Raw genomic sequence first — 14,394 nt, forward strand, 5'->3', positions numbered from 1 at the left:
AACATGTATTGGCAGGGCTGTTGGCTCTGCCTATATTTGTTTATGAGAGGAGATCTTGTGAACAGAGAACGTATAAAAAAGTTTGTCGGAGGACAGGCTGTAATTGAAGGTGTCATGATGAGAGGCCCTGGCTATACGGCAACTGCCGTACGTGAGCCTGCGGGAACTATTGTAGTTCAAAAAGAGGCTACAAAGTCTATTGCTGACATATATCCAATATTGAAAAAACCATTTCTTCGTGGCTGTGTAGCTCTCTATGAATCTCTAGTGATAGGCATGAAGGCTTTATCCTTCTCCGCTAAGGCTGCTGGCGATGAAGAGGAAGAAATGTCTAATAGTGAAATCGCCATTACCATGGTCATTTCCACACTGTTTGCGATAGCTGTGTTTTTGGCATTGCCTACATTTATCGTAAAATTTATTCCTGGTGTACAGGATAATCATATAGTATTAAATCTCATTGAAGGTGTCATTCGTTTAGTACTTTTCTTACTTTATATTTGGGGGATTGGTCTTACGAAGGATATTCAACGAGTTTTCCAATATCATGGGGCAGAGCATAAAACGATTCATACTTATGAATTAGATTTGCCTTTAACTGTAGAAAACGTTCGCCAACAAAGTCGCTTGCATGCGCGATGTGGTACAAACTTCTTACTTATTGTTATGGTAGTTAGTATCTTTGTATTTGCTTTCTTGGGTTGGCCCAATTTGTTGGAACGTATCGTGAGCCGCGTACTCCTTATGCCCATAGTAGCTGGTATTGCGTACGAGGTGATTCGTCTTGCTGGACGTAGCGATCATTCTTTTGTGAAAGCTCTTATTAAACCAGGTCTTGCGTTACAATATATGACAACGCGTGAACCAGAAGATGATCAAATTGAAGTTGCTATACGAGCTTTAGAAGAGGTCCGTCCGCCTGAGAGTGACGCATATGAAGAGGAATAAACATGTTAGTTGATAAATTACAAGTTATTGAAGATAAATTTATGGATCTTGAGCAGCGCATTAGTGACCCAGAGGTCATTGCTCGCCAAGATGAATGGCGTAAATTGACCCGTCAACATGCTCAATTATCTGAAACCGTTGAAACGTTCCGTACTTACAAAAAAGTTTTATCTGGTATTGATGAAGCTATGGAAGTTATTGAAGATAAATCCATGGACGAAGAATTCCGAGAAATGGCTCAAGAGGAATTGAAAGAGTTAAAACCTCAAAAAGAGGAATTGGAAGAAAAGTTGCAAGTTCTATTATTGCCTAAGGATCCTAATGATGATAAAAATATTATCATTGAGATTCGCGGGGGCGCTGGCGGTGATGAAGCTGCATTATTTGCAGGCGACTTGTTCCGCATGTACACAAAATATGCGGAAAGCCAAGGCTGGCGTTGTGAGATTATCGATGCTAATGAACCAGAGCTTGGTGGATTTAAAGAGGTTATTTTCTCTGTGGATGGTGAAAATGTATACTCTAAGATGAAATTTGAATCTGGTGTACATCGTGTACAACGTGTACCGGCTACAGAAACACAAGGCCGTGTACATACATCTACAGTTACAGTAGCCGTATTGCCAGAGATGGAAGATGTTGATATTGAAGTTAATGAAAAAGATTTAAAAATTGATACATATCGTGCGAGTGGTGCCGGTGGTCAGCATATCAATAAAACTGAGTCTGCTGTTCGTATTACACACTTACCATCTGGTATCGTTGTAGCGTGTCAAGATCAACGATCTCAATTACAAAACCGTGAAAAAGCTATGCGTGTATTGCGTGCTAAGTTACAGGATCAAGCTGAACAAGAGGCCATCTCTAGTATGGCTGCAGATCGTAAGAGTCAAGTCGGCACAGGTGATCGTAGTGAACGTATTCGCACCTATAACTACCCACAAGGTCGCGTCACAGATCATCGTATTAATTTAACATTATATAAATTAGATGCTATTTTAAATGGCGATCTTGATGAAATTATTCAAGCCTTAAATGCTGCAGACCAAGCGGCAAAAATGCAGGAGGCTAATACAAATGCATAAGGAGATTTGGACAATCGGTCGTATTCTCCAGTGGACAGAGCAGTACTTTCAAAGCAAGGAGATGGATACACCTCGACTTGATGGGGAAGTACTGCTTTCTCACGTTTTAGGTAAAGATCGGATTTATCTATATACCCATTATGACCAACCGCTTATTCAAGACGAGCTCGATGCCTTTAGGCCTCTCGTTCAACAACGGGCTAAGGGGCATTGTGTAGCGGCTATCATTGGGGAAAAGGACTTTATGGGGTTGACCTTTAAGGTGAATGATAAGGTATTGATTCCACGACCTGATACGGAAACCTTGATTGAGCATGTACTAGGTACTTATCCAAAAGATAGTAATGTGCGTATTCTTGATGTATGCACAGGCCCTGGGACAATATTATTAAGTCTATTACATTATTTGCCAAATGCTAGTGGTGTTGGTTTAGATATCTCCACAGATGCTTTACCGGTGGCACGCGAAAATGGTGAGTCCTTTAATTTAGCTGACCGAGTACAATTTATGGAATCAGATATGTTCTCCACTTTATATGGAAAAGAGGAGAAGTTTGATCTTATTGTTTCTAATCCTCCATACATTCGAACTGGTGATTTAAAGATGTTGTCACCAGATGTATTAAATGAGCCTCATATTGCATTATTTGGTGGAGAGGATGGACTTCAATTTTATCGAATCTTAGCTAAAGAATGTAGAAATTATTTAAACGCTAATGGCCGTGTGGTGTTTGAAGTAGGCTTTGACCAAGCAGAAGAGGTAGGTGCTTTATTGCAAGAAATAGGTCAATATTCGAATATTCAATTTATAGCTGACCTCGGTGGTCATAACCGCGTAGTGACAGCTGTATATGAGGGCAAATATGGATACTAAAATCATTACAAATCCATCAGAACAAGATATAGATACTTTGGCCCGTGCTTTGCGCAATGGTGAATTGGTATCTATACCAACCGAAACTGTATACGGTTTAGGTGCTAATGGTCTAGATCCAGAGGCGATGGATAAAATCTATGCTGCCAAAGGACGGCCTTCTGATAATCCACTTATTTTGCATGTTCCTAATAGTGAAAGCATAAAACCTTTAGTAACAGAAATTTCTGCTACGGCGCAAGCCTTAATGGATACATTCTGGCCAGGACCATTAACGATTACATTGCCTAAATCTGATTTAGTGCCAGACCGTGCTACCGGAGGTCTACCTCGCGTGGCATTGCGTTGTCCTGATCATGAGGCATGTCGAGTATTATTAGACCGTGCAGGTATACCTATAGCGGCACCTAGTGCCAATATTTCAGGGCGCCCAAGTCCAACTACTGCAGAAGATGTATATAATGATATGAATGGTCGCATTTCCTATATCTTAGATGCTGGTCCATGTACGATTGGTGTAGAGTCTACTGTTGTGGAAGTCCATGATGATAAGGTCATTATATTAAGACCTGGTGGAATTACAAAAGCACAGCTTGAACGTGTGGTGTCTACTGTTGAGTATGATACTGCTTTAGTTAATGCAACCACTAAGCCAAAGGCTCCTGGTATGAAGTATACGCATTATGCGCCTGATGCACCTATGACGGTTGTTGTAGGTAGTCCAGAAGGTGTAGCACACACTTTCAAAGAGCTTTCAGAAGGCATAGAAGGTCCCATAGGGTGTTTGGTAAGTCATGAAACGTATAACTTGATTAAAGAGGATGGACGATTTATGTGCCATTGTTTTGGCCATCATAGAGATGCGTTAGCATTGGGGCACGACTTTTATAAAAGTCTATTACATTTTAATGAAAATCATGTTACCCTAATCCTAGCAGAAGGTGTTGATGATGATGGTTTCGGTGTTGCCATTATGAATCGAATGGAAAAAGCATCGAGTCATAATATCATTTATAAGTAAATTTACTAGCTTAAAGATGTCCACTGATAATAGAAAAATGTCTTTACATATTGGATAGATTTGCTATAATGTATAAAGTAATCACAAAATGTGATTGAGTAAGGATGTTATTATGAATATTTTATTTGTATGTACCGGTAACACTTGCCGCAGCCCTATGGCTGAAGGTATTACACGGGCCCTTGCAGCGGAGAAACATAAGGATGTTACAACTGTATCGGCTGGTTTATTTGCCGTTTATGGAGCAAAACCAACTGAACAAGCCGTAGTAGCTGTCCGTTCCATTGCAGATATTTCCAACCATGAATCGAGACCCTTAACGATGGAACTCGTAAATGCAGCAGATCTTATTCTTGGTATGACGAAAGATCACAAATCTGTACTACTTCGCCAATTCCCCTTTGAGGAAGGTAAAATTAAAACAATTTCCGAGTGGGGTGGTCTAGATGGTGATGTTACGGACCCATATGGATCTGACCAAACCGTATATAATCAATGTGCGGAACAAATTTATCACTTAGTAGAGGCTGGTCTTACATCAGTGCCTCAGAAGGCGTAGGAGATGAAATTATGAAAGTTGCAATCGGTTGTGATCATGGCGGATTAAATCTGAAGGAATCTGTTAAAGAGGTATTGAGTGCATTGGGACATGAAGTAGAGGATTTTGGCTGTCATACAGCTGAGTCTTGCGACTATCCTGATATTGCAGTACCTGTAGCAAATGCAGTTGTATCTGGTCAAGCAGATCGCGGTATTTTGATTTGTGGTACGGGTATCGGTATCGGTATTGCAGCAAATAAGATAGCGGGCATTCGCGCTGCTCTTTGTCATGATACATTTTCTGCTCACGCATGTCGTGAACATAATGATGCGAACATCCTTACTATGGGTGAACGCGTTATTGGACCAGGCCTTGCTAACGATATTGTAACCATTTTTATGGAAACTGAGTTTGAAGGTGGACGTCATGCACGTCGTGTAGAGAAAATAAAAGCATTAGAGAAATAATACATCATTACTTTATAGATAGTTGTTCTATATGAGGAGGATACTCATGAGTTTCTTAGAAAAACAAGACCCTAATATTCAAGCTGTTATCAACCAAGAGTTAGCACGCCAACGCGATAAATTAGAAATGATTGCTTCTGAAAATTTTGTTTCTCAAGCTGTAATGGAAGCTCAAGGTAGCGTATTGACTAACAAATATGCAGAAGGGTATCCTGGCAAACGCTATTATGGCGGTTGTGAAAATGTTGATGTTATTGAAACATTGGCTATCGAACGTGCAAAACGCCTGTTCGGTGCAGAACATGCTAATGTACAACCTCACTCTGGTTCTCAAGCAAACTTTGGCGTGTATTTCGCATTATTACAACCAGGTGATACTATTGTGGGTATGAACTTGTCCCACGGCGGTCATTTGACTCATGGTTCTCCAGTTAACGTATCTGGTACATATTTCAATGTAGTACCTTATGGTGTAGATGCTGAAACACAACAAATCGACTACGATGAGTTCCGTAAAATTGTATTAGAAGCAAAACCTAAGTTGATTATCGCTGGTGGTAGTGCTTATAGCCGTCAAATCGACTTTAAGAAAATGGCTGAAGTGGCACACGAAGTAGATGCTATTTTCATGGTAGATATGGCTCACTTTGCTGGACTTGTAGCAGCTGGTTTACATCCAAACCCTGTGGAATATGCAGATATCGTTACTACAACAACTCATAAAACATTGCGTGGCCCTCGTGGTGGTATGATTCTTTGCAAAGAAAAGTATGCTAAAGCAATCGATAAAGCTATCTTCCCTGGCATCCAAGGTGGTCCTTTGATGCATGTTATCGCTGCTAAAGCTGTAGCATTTGGTGAAGCTTTACAACCTGAGTTCAAAGTATATGCACAACAAGTCATCGACAATGCAAAAGCGCTGGCTGCAGCATTACAAGAAAAGGGCTTAACAATTGTTTCTGGCGGTACAGATACTCATGTTATGCTTGTAGATGTTCGTAATACTGGTTTAACTGGTAAAGAAGCTGAACACTTACTCGATGAAGTAGGTATTACATGTAATAAAAATACAATTCCATTTGATCCAGCTAGCCCATTTGTAACAAGTGGTATTCGCCTTGGTACGCCAGCTCTTACAACACGTGGTTTGCAAGTGAAAGATATGGAAGAAATTGCCGATATTATTGCAGTGGTTCTTAAAAATCCTGAGGATAAATCGCTCCATGAAGAAGCTAGTAAACGTGTTGCTGCACTTTGTGAAGCGTATCCATTGTACTAATCGATTGTATTAATATTAAATATATATTTATAGTCCTATAAGTTTATAGGTAGTGTAAAAGGGGTGTGCCATCGGCACATCCCTTTCAATATTTTTATGGCATGATTTTCTAATCTGTGATAGAGTAAATATGATAGTTAATCGCTAGAATGGGATATGTATATTGTTTTATAGGAGGACAGTCATGAAAGTTAATGTTATGACACATCCATTGATTCAACACAAAGTTACATTGATGCGTGACGTACAAACAGGCTCTAAAGATTTCAGAGAACTACTTGATGAAATTACTATGTTGATGGGGTATGAAATTACACGCAACTTACCACTTGAGGATGTGGAGGTAGAAACACCACTAACTAAAATGACTGGCAAACGAATTGCAGGTAAAAAACTGGGTATTATTCCAATTCTTCGCGCTGGTCTAGGTATGGTAAATGGTATGCTTAGTTTAATTCCAACTGCAAAAGTTGGTCATATTGGTTTGTACCGTGATCCTGAAACTTTGAAACCAGTAGAATACTACTGTAAACTACCATCTGACGTAGGAGAACGCGACTTCATCGTAACTGATCCAATGCTTGCTACTGGTGGTAGTGCAGCTGCAGCGATTACATTGCTAAAAGAAAAAGGTGCTAAACATATTAAATTAATGTGCTTAGTAGCTGCTCCTGAAGGGGTAGAAGCAGTAAATAAAGAACATCCAGATGTTCCTATTTATGTAGCAGCACTTGATGAAAAGCTTAATGATCATGGTTACATCTTGCCTGGCTTAGGGGATGCAGGTGACCGTATCTTCGGTACAAAATAAAATACAATAAAACGACATATTAGAATATAATAAGGGGACATGACGACATATTATTAGATTTGAAATAATAACAAATTATCTAAGGCGTATGTCGTTTTCTCTTATTTAGGGTTGAATAAAAATTACATAAGGTATACAATACAAGTGTAAAAGTATTTTTTTATTTTAGGTGGGACGGATTTTGTTCACATGGGACGAAAAACGATTCATGTAATCCCAACGGGTAAAGGAGGGACCCGATGAACGAATTTCTAATGATATGTGAACGTATTGTTCCTGAAATTGTTAGCGTATTGAAGGAGCGATACAAAATACTAAACCACCTTGTTTATGAAGAGCCTATAGGCCGTAGAACATTAGCTACCGCAACGGATCTTCCAGAGCGAACCGTAAGAAGTCATATTGAGTTAATGCGTGCTAATGGTCTTGTAGACATTTATAAACCAGGGATTTTTCTCACTGATGAGGGACATGCAATTGTTCCAAAGTTACGAAATTTTTTAAATGAGCTAGATCGTATTAACGAGCTAGAACATCGATTGACTGAAGCACTTCATATCGATAGAGTTGTTATTACACCTACAGAAGGAACCTTGATGGTTAAAAAGTTAGGCTTTACAGCGGCAAAGTTATTGCAAGACCTATTGAAACCTAATGCAGTAGTAGCCATCAGTGGCGGTAGCACCATGGCAGCAATAGCTGAAGAAATGCCTATCTTACCTTTCAATCCTACTGTGGTACCAGCCCGTGGTGGCGTTGGTGAAGTAGTGGAATACCAAGCTAATGTAATTGCTTCGGTGCTTGCTGAACGACTAAGTGGTTCCTATAAGATGCTCCATTTACCTGATGGACTTTCACAAGACTCATTACATATGCTCATGACTTGTGAACCACAAATTAAAGAAATTGGAGACCTCATTAGTAGGACTGACGTACTATTATTTGGTATTGGTACTGCAATGCGCATGGCGGATCAGCGCCATATTGCCGATGATGTGCGTAAGCAGTTGGTAGATAATCATGCGGTAGGTGAAGCACTTGGCCAATATTGTGACATTGAGGGTAAGTTAATTTATTCTACTAATAATATTGGTTTATCACTTCCCGATGTAGTAAAGGTTCCCAATGTTATTGCTGTAGCTGGCGGACAAGAAAAAGCGAGCGCTATTATAGGTGTGATGCGAGCTTGCCAGAAAGGGATACTTATCATTGATGAGCAAGCAGCCGAAGGTATGCGTCAATTGTTACAAATTTCTGCCTTATAGGCGAATTAGTAGTTATAAATTTTAGTTTGAATTTGGTTAGAATTTTTGTTATTAGGAGGATCTAACAATGGCAGTAAAAGTTGGTATTAACGGATTTGGTCGTATTGGTAAATGTGTAGTTCGCGCAGCGATTAATAATCCTGATGTGGATGTAGTGGCAATTAATGCAACTGGTGATAATGAAGGTACTGCATTATTGTTAAAATACGATTCCGTACACGGTACAATTCCTAATGAAGTAACATTTGATGAAGAAAATATCTACGTTGATGGTAAAAAAATCCGTGTATTCCATGACCGCGACGCTTCTAAATTACCATGGTCTGAAGAAGGCGTAGAAATTGTTATGGAATGTACTGGTAAATACCGTGATGCAGAGGAAGCAAAGGTTCATTTGAATCAACCTACTGTAAAAAAAGTATTAATCTCTGCACCTGGTAAAAACGAAGACTTAACTATGGTTATGGGTGTTAACCAAGATATGTATGATCCTGCAAAACATCACATTATCTCTAATGCATCTTGTACAACAAATTGCTTGGCTCCATTTGCTAAAGTATTATGTGATGAATTCGGTATCAAACGCGGTATGATGACTACAATTCATTCCTACACTAATGACCAAAAAATTCTTGATGCACGTCATAAAGACCCTCGCCGTGCTCGTGCTGCAGCAATGTCCATCATTCCTACAACAACTGGTGCAGCGAAAGCTGTTGCTAAAGTATTGCCTCAATTAAAAGGTAAATTAGATGGTTTTGCATTGCGCGTTCCTACTCCAGACGTATCTGCTACAGATCTTGTTTGCGAACTTGAAAAACCGGCTACTAAAGAAGAAATCAACGAAGCATTTCGCAAAGCAGCAGCCGGTGAATTAAAAGGTATTCTTGGTGTATCTGATGTACCATTGGTATCCTGTGATTTCAGCTCTGATCCTCGTAGCTCCATTGTTGATGCTGATTTGACAATGGTTATGGATGGCAACATGGTAAAAGTTGTTTCTTGGTATGACAACGAATGGGGTTATTCCGAACGTCTTATCGACATGGCCGCATTTGTAGCAAGCAAAGGCTTATAATCAGGAGGCTTTGATGAAACAAACAATTGAAGGTTTACAAGTAGCTAATAAAACAGTATTTGTTCGTGTTGATTTTAATGTTCCTATGAAAGACGGTGTCATCACTGATGACACTCGTATTCGTAGTGCATTACCTACTATCAATTACTTAATCGAAAAAGGGGCAAAGGTTATCCTTGCTTCTCACTTTGGTCGTCCTAAAGGAGAACGCAAACCAGAAATGTCTTTGGCACCATGTGCTAAGCATTTATCCGAGCTTATCAACAAGCCTGTAGCATTCGTAGATGACTGCATTGGTCCTAAAGTTGAAGAAGCTGTAAAAGCATTACAATCTGGTGATGTATTGATGCTTGAAAATTTGCGTTACCACAATGAAGAAACTAAAAATGACCCTGAGTTTGCTAAGCAATTGGCATCTCTTGCAGATGTTGCTATCAATGATGCGTTTGGTGTATCTCACCGTAATGCGGCATCTGTAGTCGGTATTGCTGATTATATCCCTATGGCAGCAGGTTTCTTGCTCAAAAAAGAAATTGACGCATTAAGTGCAGCTATAGTACATCCCAAAACACCTATGGCAGCTATTATTGGTGGCGCGAAAGTTACAGATAAAATCTCCGTTATTTCTAACTTATTGCCTAAAGTTGATGTAATGATCATCGGCGGTGGTATGGCTAATGCGTTCATTAAAGCGCAAGGTTGCAATATTGGTAGCTCCTTATTTGAAGAAGGTCAAGAAGTTATCGCTACAGACCTTGTTATGGAAGCTCGTGTAGCAGGTGCTAAATTACTAACACCTATTGATGCTGTAGTAGCAGATGCTTTCAGCAACGATGCTAATACTAAAATCGTTGATGTTGATCAAATCGAAGATGGCTGGATGATATTAGATATTGGGCCTAAAACCCGCGAACTTTATGTAGAAGCATTGGCGCCAATGAAGACTATTATTTGGAATGGTCCTATGGGCGTATTTGAAATGGAAAACTTTGCAGCTGGTACAAATGCAGTAGCGAAAGCTGTAGCTGAATCTGATGCGATGACTATCGTTGGTGGTGGCGACTCTGTAGCAGCCATTGAAAAAAGTGGTTTAGCAGATAAAATTAGCCACATCTCCACAGGTGGCGGTGCATCTTTAGAATTCTTAGAAGGCAAAATCCTACCGGGTATTGCTGCATTGTCCGAGGCATAATATGAGAAAACCCATTATTGCAGGGAATTGGAAAATGAATGGCACCATTGCATCTGGATCAATTCTGATCGAAGCGTTTAACAGCGTGTTACAAGATATGGAATTGTCCTGTGATGTAGTTGTATGTCCGCCTTTTACAGCTATCGAACGTGCTGTAGTATTGACGAAAAATACAGCTATTGAAGTAGGTGCACAAACTATGGATTATCATGATGCTGGTGCGTTTACTGGTGAGATTTCACCACTTATGCTTACAGAAGTAGGCGTTAATTATGTAATCATCGGTCACTCTGAGCGCCGTGAATATTATGGCGAAACAGATGAGACCGTTAATGCAAAAATTAAAAGTGCATTTCATCATAATTTGAATCCTATTGTCTGTGTTGGTGAAAGTTTAGAACATCGTGAAACGGGTCATACACTTGACTGGATTACGTCTCAACTAAAAGGGGCTTTGGCTGATATTCCGAAAGAACAAGTCAGTCAATTGATCATTGCGTACGAACCAATTTGGGCTATCGGTACGGGCAAGACAGCAACGGCTGATCAAGCTGAAGAGGTATGCAAAGAAATCCGCAATTACATTCAATCTTTATATGATAATGAAACTGCCGATGCAGTACGCATCCAGTATGGTGGTAGCGTTAAATCAGAAAATGCACTAGAAATCCTTGGAGAGCCTAATATTGACGGTGCTCTCGTAGGTGGTGCATCACTTGTGGTCGATGAATTTATTGATATTATTAAAGCTGCAAACCAAGTAAGCGCTTAATATGAGGTTACAAATGGCTAAATTAGAGGCTCCCGTAATGCTAGTCATCCTAGATGGCTTTGGCTTGGGGGATAAATCAGACACAACCAATGCTGTAGTACAGGCGAAGCCGCTCTGTTTTAATCGATTATGGGATACGTATCCACATACAACATTAGAAGCATCAGGGCTTGCGGTAGGCCTTCCAGAAGGTCAAATGGGAAATTCTGAAGTTGGCCATTTAAATCTTGGCTCTGGTCGCATAGTGTATCAAGATTTGACTCGTATTACTAAAGATGTCGAGTCTGGTGAGTTTTATAATCGCCCTGTTATGAAGGAACTATACGAAGTAGCTAAGAAGCAAAGCTTACATCTTATAGGTCTAGTTTCAGATGGTAATGTGCATTGTTCCTTAGATCATATTAAGGCAGTCATCAAGGGGGCTCATGATAATGGAATCGAGCATGTGTATGTCCATGCTTTGCTCGATGGTCGTGATGTAGCTCCACAATGTGCACAAGGCTATTTAAAGGACTTAGAAACGTATATGGCTGATCTCAATTGTGGTAAAATTGCTACAGTTAGTGGTCGCTATTATGCAATGGACCGCGATAATCGTTGGGACCGCGTTGAATTGGCATATAATGCCATTGTGCATGGTCAAGGTGAAATAGCTATATCTGCATGTGAAGCGGTGCAACAGTCTTATGATAAAGATGCGGCAGATGAGTTTGTACTTCCTACGGTGATTGATGCTGCAGGGACTATCAAAGATGGAGATGCGGTTATATTCTGTAACTTCCGCCCAGACCGTGGTCGTGAACTTACAAAGGCACTAGTGTTACCTGATTTTGATGGCTTTAAAAGGGAGCCACTATCTATATATATGGCAACTATGACAAAATACGAGGATGGTTTGCCCGTACATATTGTGTATGAAAAGGATACATTATCTGAAACATTAGGTGAAGTTCTAAGTGCAGGTGGTTATCGCCAATTGCGTATTGCGGAAACAGAAAAGTATGCTCATGTTACATATTTCTTTAATGGCGGTGAAGAGGAACCCTTTGAAGGAGAGGATCGCATTCTTGTAAAATCCCCTCAAGTGGCCACCTATGATTTACAACCAGAAATGAGTGCTTATGAAGTGACCGATAAGGTTGTACAAGCGATACAAGATGAAACATATGACATGATTATCTTGAATTTTGCAAATCCAGATATGGTTGGTCATACTGGTAGCTTTGAAGCTGCCGTTAAAGCGGTTCAAGCAGTAGATACTTGTTTAGGTCGTATCGTGGAGGCTATTCGTAGCAAGAAAGGTCATCTGTTAGTTACAGCAGATCATGGTAATGCAGAGCTTATGGTTAATCATGAAACAGGTAAGGTACATACGGCACATACAACGAACTTGGTTCCTTTAATTTTAATGAGCGACAGTTTAAAAACAGCTACATTAGAAGCTGGTAAATTATGTGACATTGCTCCTACATTATTAGACTTAGCTGGGATAAAACAACCAAAAGCTATGACAGGTCATAGCTTGGTACATAAAGCATAATATGGAGCTTTCACTATATTAGTAGTTAATTAGAGTTATAAGCCTATAAGGTTTAGCTCAATATATATAATGGCTGTCAGATGGCAGTTATTCCATTAGATTATATGAGGTGAAGAAATGGCAGTAATTGAACAAGTCATTGCAAGAGAGATTTTAGATTCCCGCGGTAATCCAACAGTTGAAGTTGAAGTATGTTTAGAAGATGGTACTATTGCTACAGCAGCAGTTCCATCTGGTGCTTCCACAGGTATGTTTGAAGCCGTAGAATTACGGGATGGAGATAAATCCCGTTATTCCGGTAAAGGTGTTTTAAAAGCTATCGATAATGTAAATGCTAAAATCGGTCCTGCACTTATCGGTTATGATGCGACAGAACAAGTGGCAATCGATAACTTAATGTTGCAATTGGATGGTACCGATAATAAATCTAACCTTGGTGCAAATGCAATCCTTGGTGTATCCATGGCAGTAGCTCGTGCTGCAGCTGAATCTTTGGACTTGCCATTATTTGTATACCTTGGTGGCTTTAATGCAAAAGAGTTGCCAGTTCCTATGATGAATATCTTGAACGGTGGCGCACATGCTGATAATAACGTAGACATTCAAGAATTTATGATCATGCCTGTAGGCGCTAAATCTTTTGCAGAAGCTCTTCGTAGCTGTGCAGAAGTATACCATACTTTGAAATCCGTACTTCACAATAAAGGTCTTAGTACTGCAGTAGGTGATGAAGGTGGTTTCGCACCTAACTTATCATCTAATGAAGAAGCATTAGAAGTAATCTGTGAAGCTATTAAAGCTGCTGGTTATGAACCAGGAAAAGATTTCAAATTGGCACTTGATTCTGCATCTTCTGAATTCTACGAAGGTGGTAAATATAACCTTGCTGGGGAAGGTAAAGTTAAAACAGCAGCTGAAATGGTAGATTTTTACGAATACCTAGTAGGCAAATATCCAATCATATCCATCGAAGATGGCCTTGCAGAAGAAGATTGGGAAGGCTGGAAATTGTTGACAGACCGCCTTGGTGACCGCGTACAACTTGTTGGTGATGATTTATTTGTAACTAACACAAAACGTTTGGCTCGTGGTATTGAGCTTGGTGTAGGTAATTCCATTCTTGTAAAAGTTAACCAAATCGGTACTCTCACTGAAGCTTTCGATGCTATGGAACTTGCTAAACGTGCTGGTTACACTTGCGTAGTATCTCACCGCTCTGGTGAAACTGAAGATACATTCATTGCTGATATTGCTGTAGCTGTAAATGCTGGTCAAATTAAGACTGGTGCACCGGCTCGTTCTGAACGTGTAGCAAAATATAATCAATTACTTCGCATTGAAGAAATGTTATACGAAACAGCTCAATATAAAGGTAATGACGTTTTTTATAACTTAAAATAAGATACGTTATATCTAATAGTCCAATAAGGGCGCCCTTTGGGGCGCCTTTTTTGTATGTCTAAAAAAAGAAAAGTTTTCGCTTCGTGGATTTTTAAAAATAAAAGAGGGATTTAGAGGCTG

General features: G+C 39.8%; 14 protein-coding genes. All 14 read left to right on the forward strand.

Going from position 1 to position 14,394, the window contains the following annotated elements:
- Positions 1–42: 42 nt before the first annotated feature.
- Positions 43–948 carry a DUF1385 domain-containing protein gene (locus DWV85_RS01440; RefSeq protein ID WP_077708506.1) on the forward strand — a complete coding sequence of 302 codons (906 nt, stop codon included), beginning with the start codon at positions 43–45 and terminating at the stop codon, positions 946–948.
- A gap of 2 nt (positions 949–950) precedes the next feature.
- Entirely contained in the window at positions 951–2,033 is a 1,083-nt protein-coding gene (prfA, locus tag DWV85_RS01445; protein ID WP_004697261.1) for a peptide chain release factor 1, read from the forward strand.
- On the forward strand, positions 2,026–2,907 hold the full coding sequence (gene prmC, locus DWV85_RS01450) for a peptide chain release factor N(5)-glutamine methyltransferase (RefSeq protein ID WP_123137883.1): 882 nt from the start codon (positions 2,026–2,028) through the stop codon (positions 2,905–2,907). The genes prfA and prmC overlap by 8 nt, the downstream gene beginning before the upstream one ends.
- Entirely contained in the window at positions 2,897–3,928 is a 1,032-nt protein-coding gene (locus tag DWV85_RS01455; protein WP_123137884.1) for an L-threonylcarbamoyladenylate synthase, read from the forward strand. The genes prmC and DWV85_RS01455 overlap by 11 nt, the downstream gene beginning before the upstream one ends.
- A gap of 112 nt (positions 3,929–4,040) precedes the next feature.
- The gene (locus tag DWV85_RS01460) at positions 4,041–4,487 is read left to right on the forward strand and encodes a low molecular weight protein arginine phosphatase (RefSeq protein ID WP_123137885.1); all 447 of its coding nucleotides are present in this window, start codon (positions 4,041–4,043) and stop codon (positions 4,485–4,487) included.
- Positions 4,488–4,498: 11 nt separating this feature from the next.
- Positions 4,499–4,936, forward strand: a complete 438-nt coding sequence (gene rpiB, locus DWV85_RS01465) for a ribose 5-phosphate isomerase B (protein WP_118091297.1) — start codon at positions 4,499–4,501, stop codon at positions 4,934–4,936.
- A gap of 46 nt (positions 4,937–4,982) precedes the next feature.
- On the forward strand, positions 4,983–6,215 hold the full coding sequence (glyA, locus tag DWV85_RS01470) for a serine hydroxymethyltransferase (protein ID WP_101928355.1): 1,233 nt from the start codon (positions 4,983–4,985) through the stop codon (positions 6,213–6,215).
- A gap of 184 nt (positions 6,216–6,399) precedes the next feature.
- Positions 6,400–7,026 carry a uracil phosphoribosyltransferase gene (gene upp / locus DWV85_RS01475; RefSeq protein ID WP_008601199.1) on the forward strand — a complete coding sequence of 209 codons (627 nt, stop codon included), beginning with the start codon at positions 6,400–6,402 and terminating at the stop codon, positions 7,024–7,026.
- A 239-nt stretch (positions 7,027–7,265) separates the two neighbouring features.
- On the forward strand, positions 7,266–8,291 hold the full coding sequence (locus DWV85_RS01480) for a sugar-binding domain-containing protein (RefSeq protein WP_008714121.1): 1,026 nt from the start codon (positions 7,266–7,268) through the stop codon (positions 8,289–8,291).
- Between the two features lie 67 nt (positions 8,292–8,358).
- Positions 8,359–9,369, forward strand: a complete 1,011-nt coding sequence (gene gap / locus DWV85_RS01485) for a type I glyceraldehyde-3-phosphate dehydrogenase (protein WP_004697289.1) — start codon at positions 8,359–8,361, stop codon at positions 9,367–9,369.
- A 13-nt stretch (positions 9,370–9,382) separates the two neighbouring features.
- Positions 9,383–10,561, forward strand: coding sequence for a phosphoglycerate kinase (locus tag DWV85_RS01490; RefSeq protein WP_039964996.1), 1,179 nt, complete (start codon positions 9,383–9,385; stop codon positions 10,559–10,561).
- A 1-nt stretch (position 10,562) separates the two neighbouring features.
- Positions 10,563–11,333, forward strand: coding sequence for a triose-phosphate isomerase (tpiA, locus tag DWV85_RS01495; protein ID WP_060919726.1), 771 nt, complete (start codon positions 10,563–10,565; stop codon positions 11,331–11,333).
- Positions 11,334–11,346: 13 nt separating this feature from the next.
- The gene (gene gpmI, locus DWV85_RS01500; RefSeq protein ID WP_105086770.1) at positions 11,347–12,873 is read left to right on the forward strand and encodes a 2,3-bisphosphoglycerate-independent phosphoglycerate mutase; all 1,527 of its coding nucleotides are present in this window, start codon (positions 11,347–11,349) and stop codon (positions 12,871–12,873) included.
- 117 nt (positions 12,874–12,990) lie between these two features.
- On the forward strand, positions 12,991–14,274 hold the full coding sequence (gene eno, locus DWV85_RS01505; RefSeq protein WP_008601191.1) for a phosphopyruvate hydratase: 1,284 nt from the start codon (positions 12,991–12,993) through the stop codon (positions 14,272–14,274).
- The last annotated feature ends 120 nt before the right edge of the window (positions 14,275–14,394 follow it).

Origin of the sequence: Veillonella sp. AF13-2, from assembly GCF_003603295.1 — a bacterium.
In the GTDB taxonomy this organism is placed as follows: domain Bacteria; phylum Bacillota; class Negativicutes; order Veillonellales; family Veillonellaceae; genus Veillonella; species Veillonella parvula_E.

What these genes read in the sequence shown, in the direction of transcription:
- DWV85_RS01440 (WP_077708506.1), top strand. Translation starts at nt 43, where the DNA reads ATGAGAGGAGATCTTGTGAACAGAGAACGTATAAAAAAGTTTGTCGGA.
- prmC (WP_123137883.1), top strand. Translation starts at nt 2,026, where the DNA reads ATGCATAAGGAGATTTGGACAATCGGTCGTATTCTCCAGTGGACAGAG.
- rpiB (WP_118091297.1), top strand. Translation starts at nt 4,499, where the DNA reads ATGAAAGTTGCAATCGGTTGTGATCATGGCGGATTAAATCTGAAGGAA.
- DWV85_RS01460 (WP_123137885.1), top strand. Translation starts at nt 4,041, where the DNA reads ATGAATATTTTATTTGTATGTACCGGTAACACTTGCCGCAGCCCTATG.
- upp (WP_008601199.1), top strand. Translation starts at nt 6,400, where the DNA reads ATGAAAGTTAATGTTATGACACATCCATTGATTCAACACAAAGTTACA.
- gap (WP_004697289.1), top strand. Translation starts at nt 8,359, where the DNA reads ATGGCAGTAAAAGTTGGTATTAACGGATTTGGTCGTATTGGTAAATGT.
- gpmI (WP_105086770.1), top strand. Translation starts at nt 11,347, where the DNA reads ATGGCTAAATTAGAGGCTCCCGTAATGCTAGTCATCCTAGATGGCTTT.
- tpiA (WP_060919726.1), top strand. Translation starts at nt 10,563, where the DNA reads ATGAGAAAACCCATTATTGCAGGGAATTGGAAAATGAATGGCACCATT.
- DWV85_RS01480 (WP_008714121.1), top strand. Translation starts at nt 7,266, where the DNA reads ATGAACGAATTTCTAATGATATGTGAACGTATTGTTCCTGAAATTGTT.
- prfA (WP_004697261.1), top strand. Translation starts at nt 951, where the DNA reads ATGTTAGTTGATAAATTACAAGTTATTGAAGATAAATTTATGGATCTT.
- glyA (WP_101928355.1), top strand. Translation starts at nt 4,983, where the DNA reads ATGAGTTTCTTAGAAAAACAAGACCCTAATATTCAAGCTGTTATCAAC.
- DWV85_RS01455 (WP_123137884.1), top strand. Translation starts at nt 2,897, where the DNA reads ATGGATACTAAAATCATTACAAATCCATCAGAACAAGATATAGATACT.
- DWV85_RS01490 (WP_039964996.1), top strand. Translation starts at nt 9,383, where the DNA reads ATGAAACAAACAATTGAAGGTTTACAAGTAGCTAATAAAACAGTATTT.
- eno (WP_008601191.1), top strand. Translation starts at nt 12,991, where the DNA reads ATGGCAGTAATTGAACAAGTCATTGCAAGAGAGATTTTAGATTCCCGC.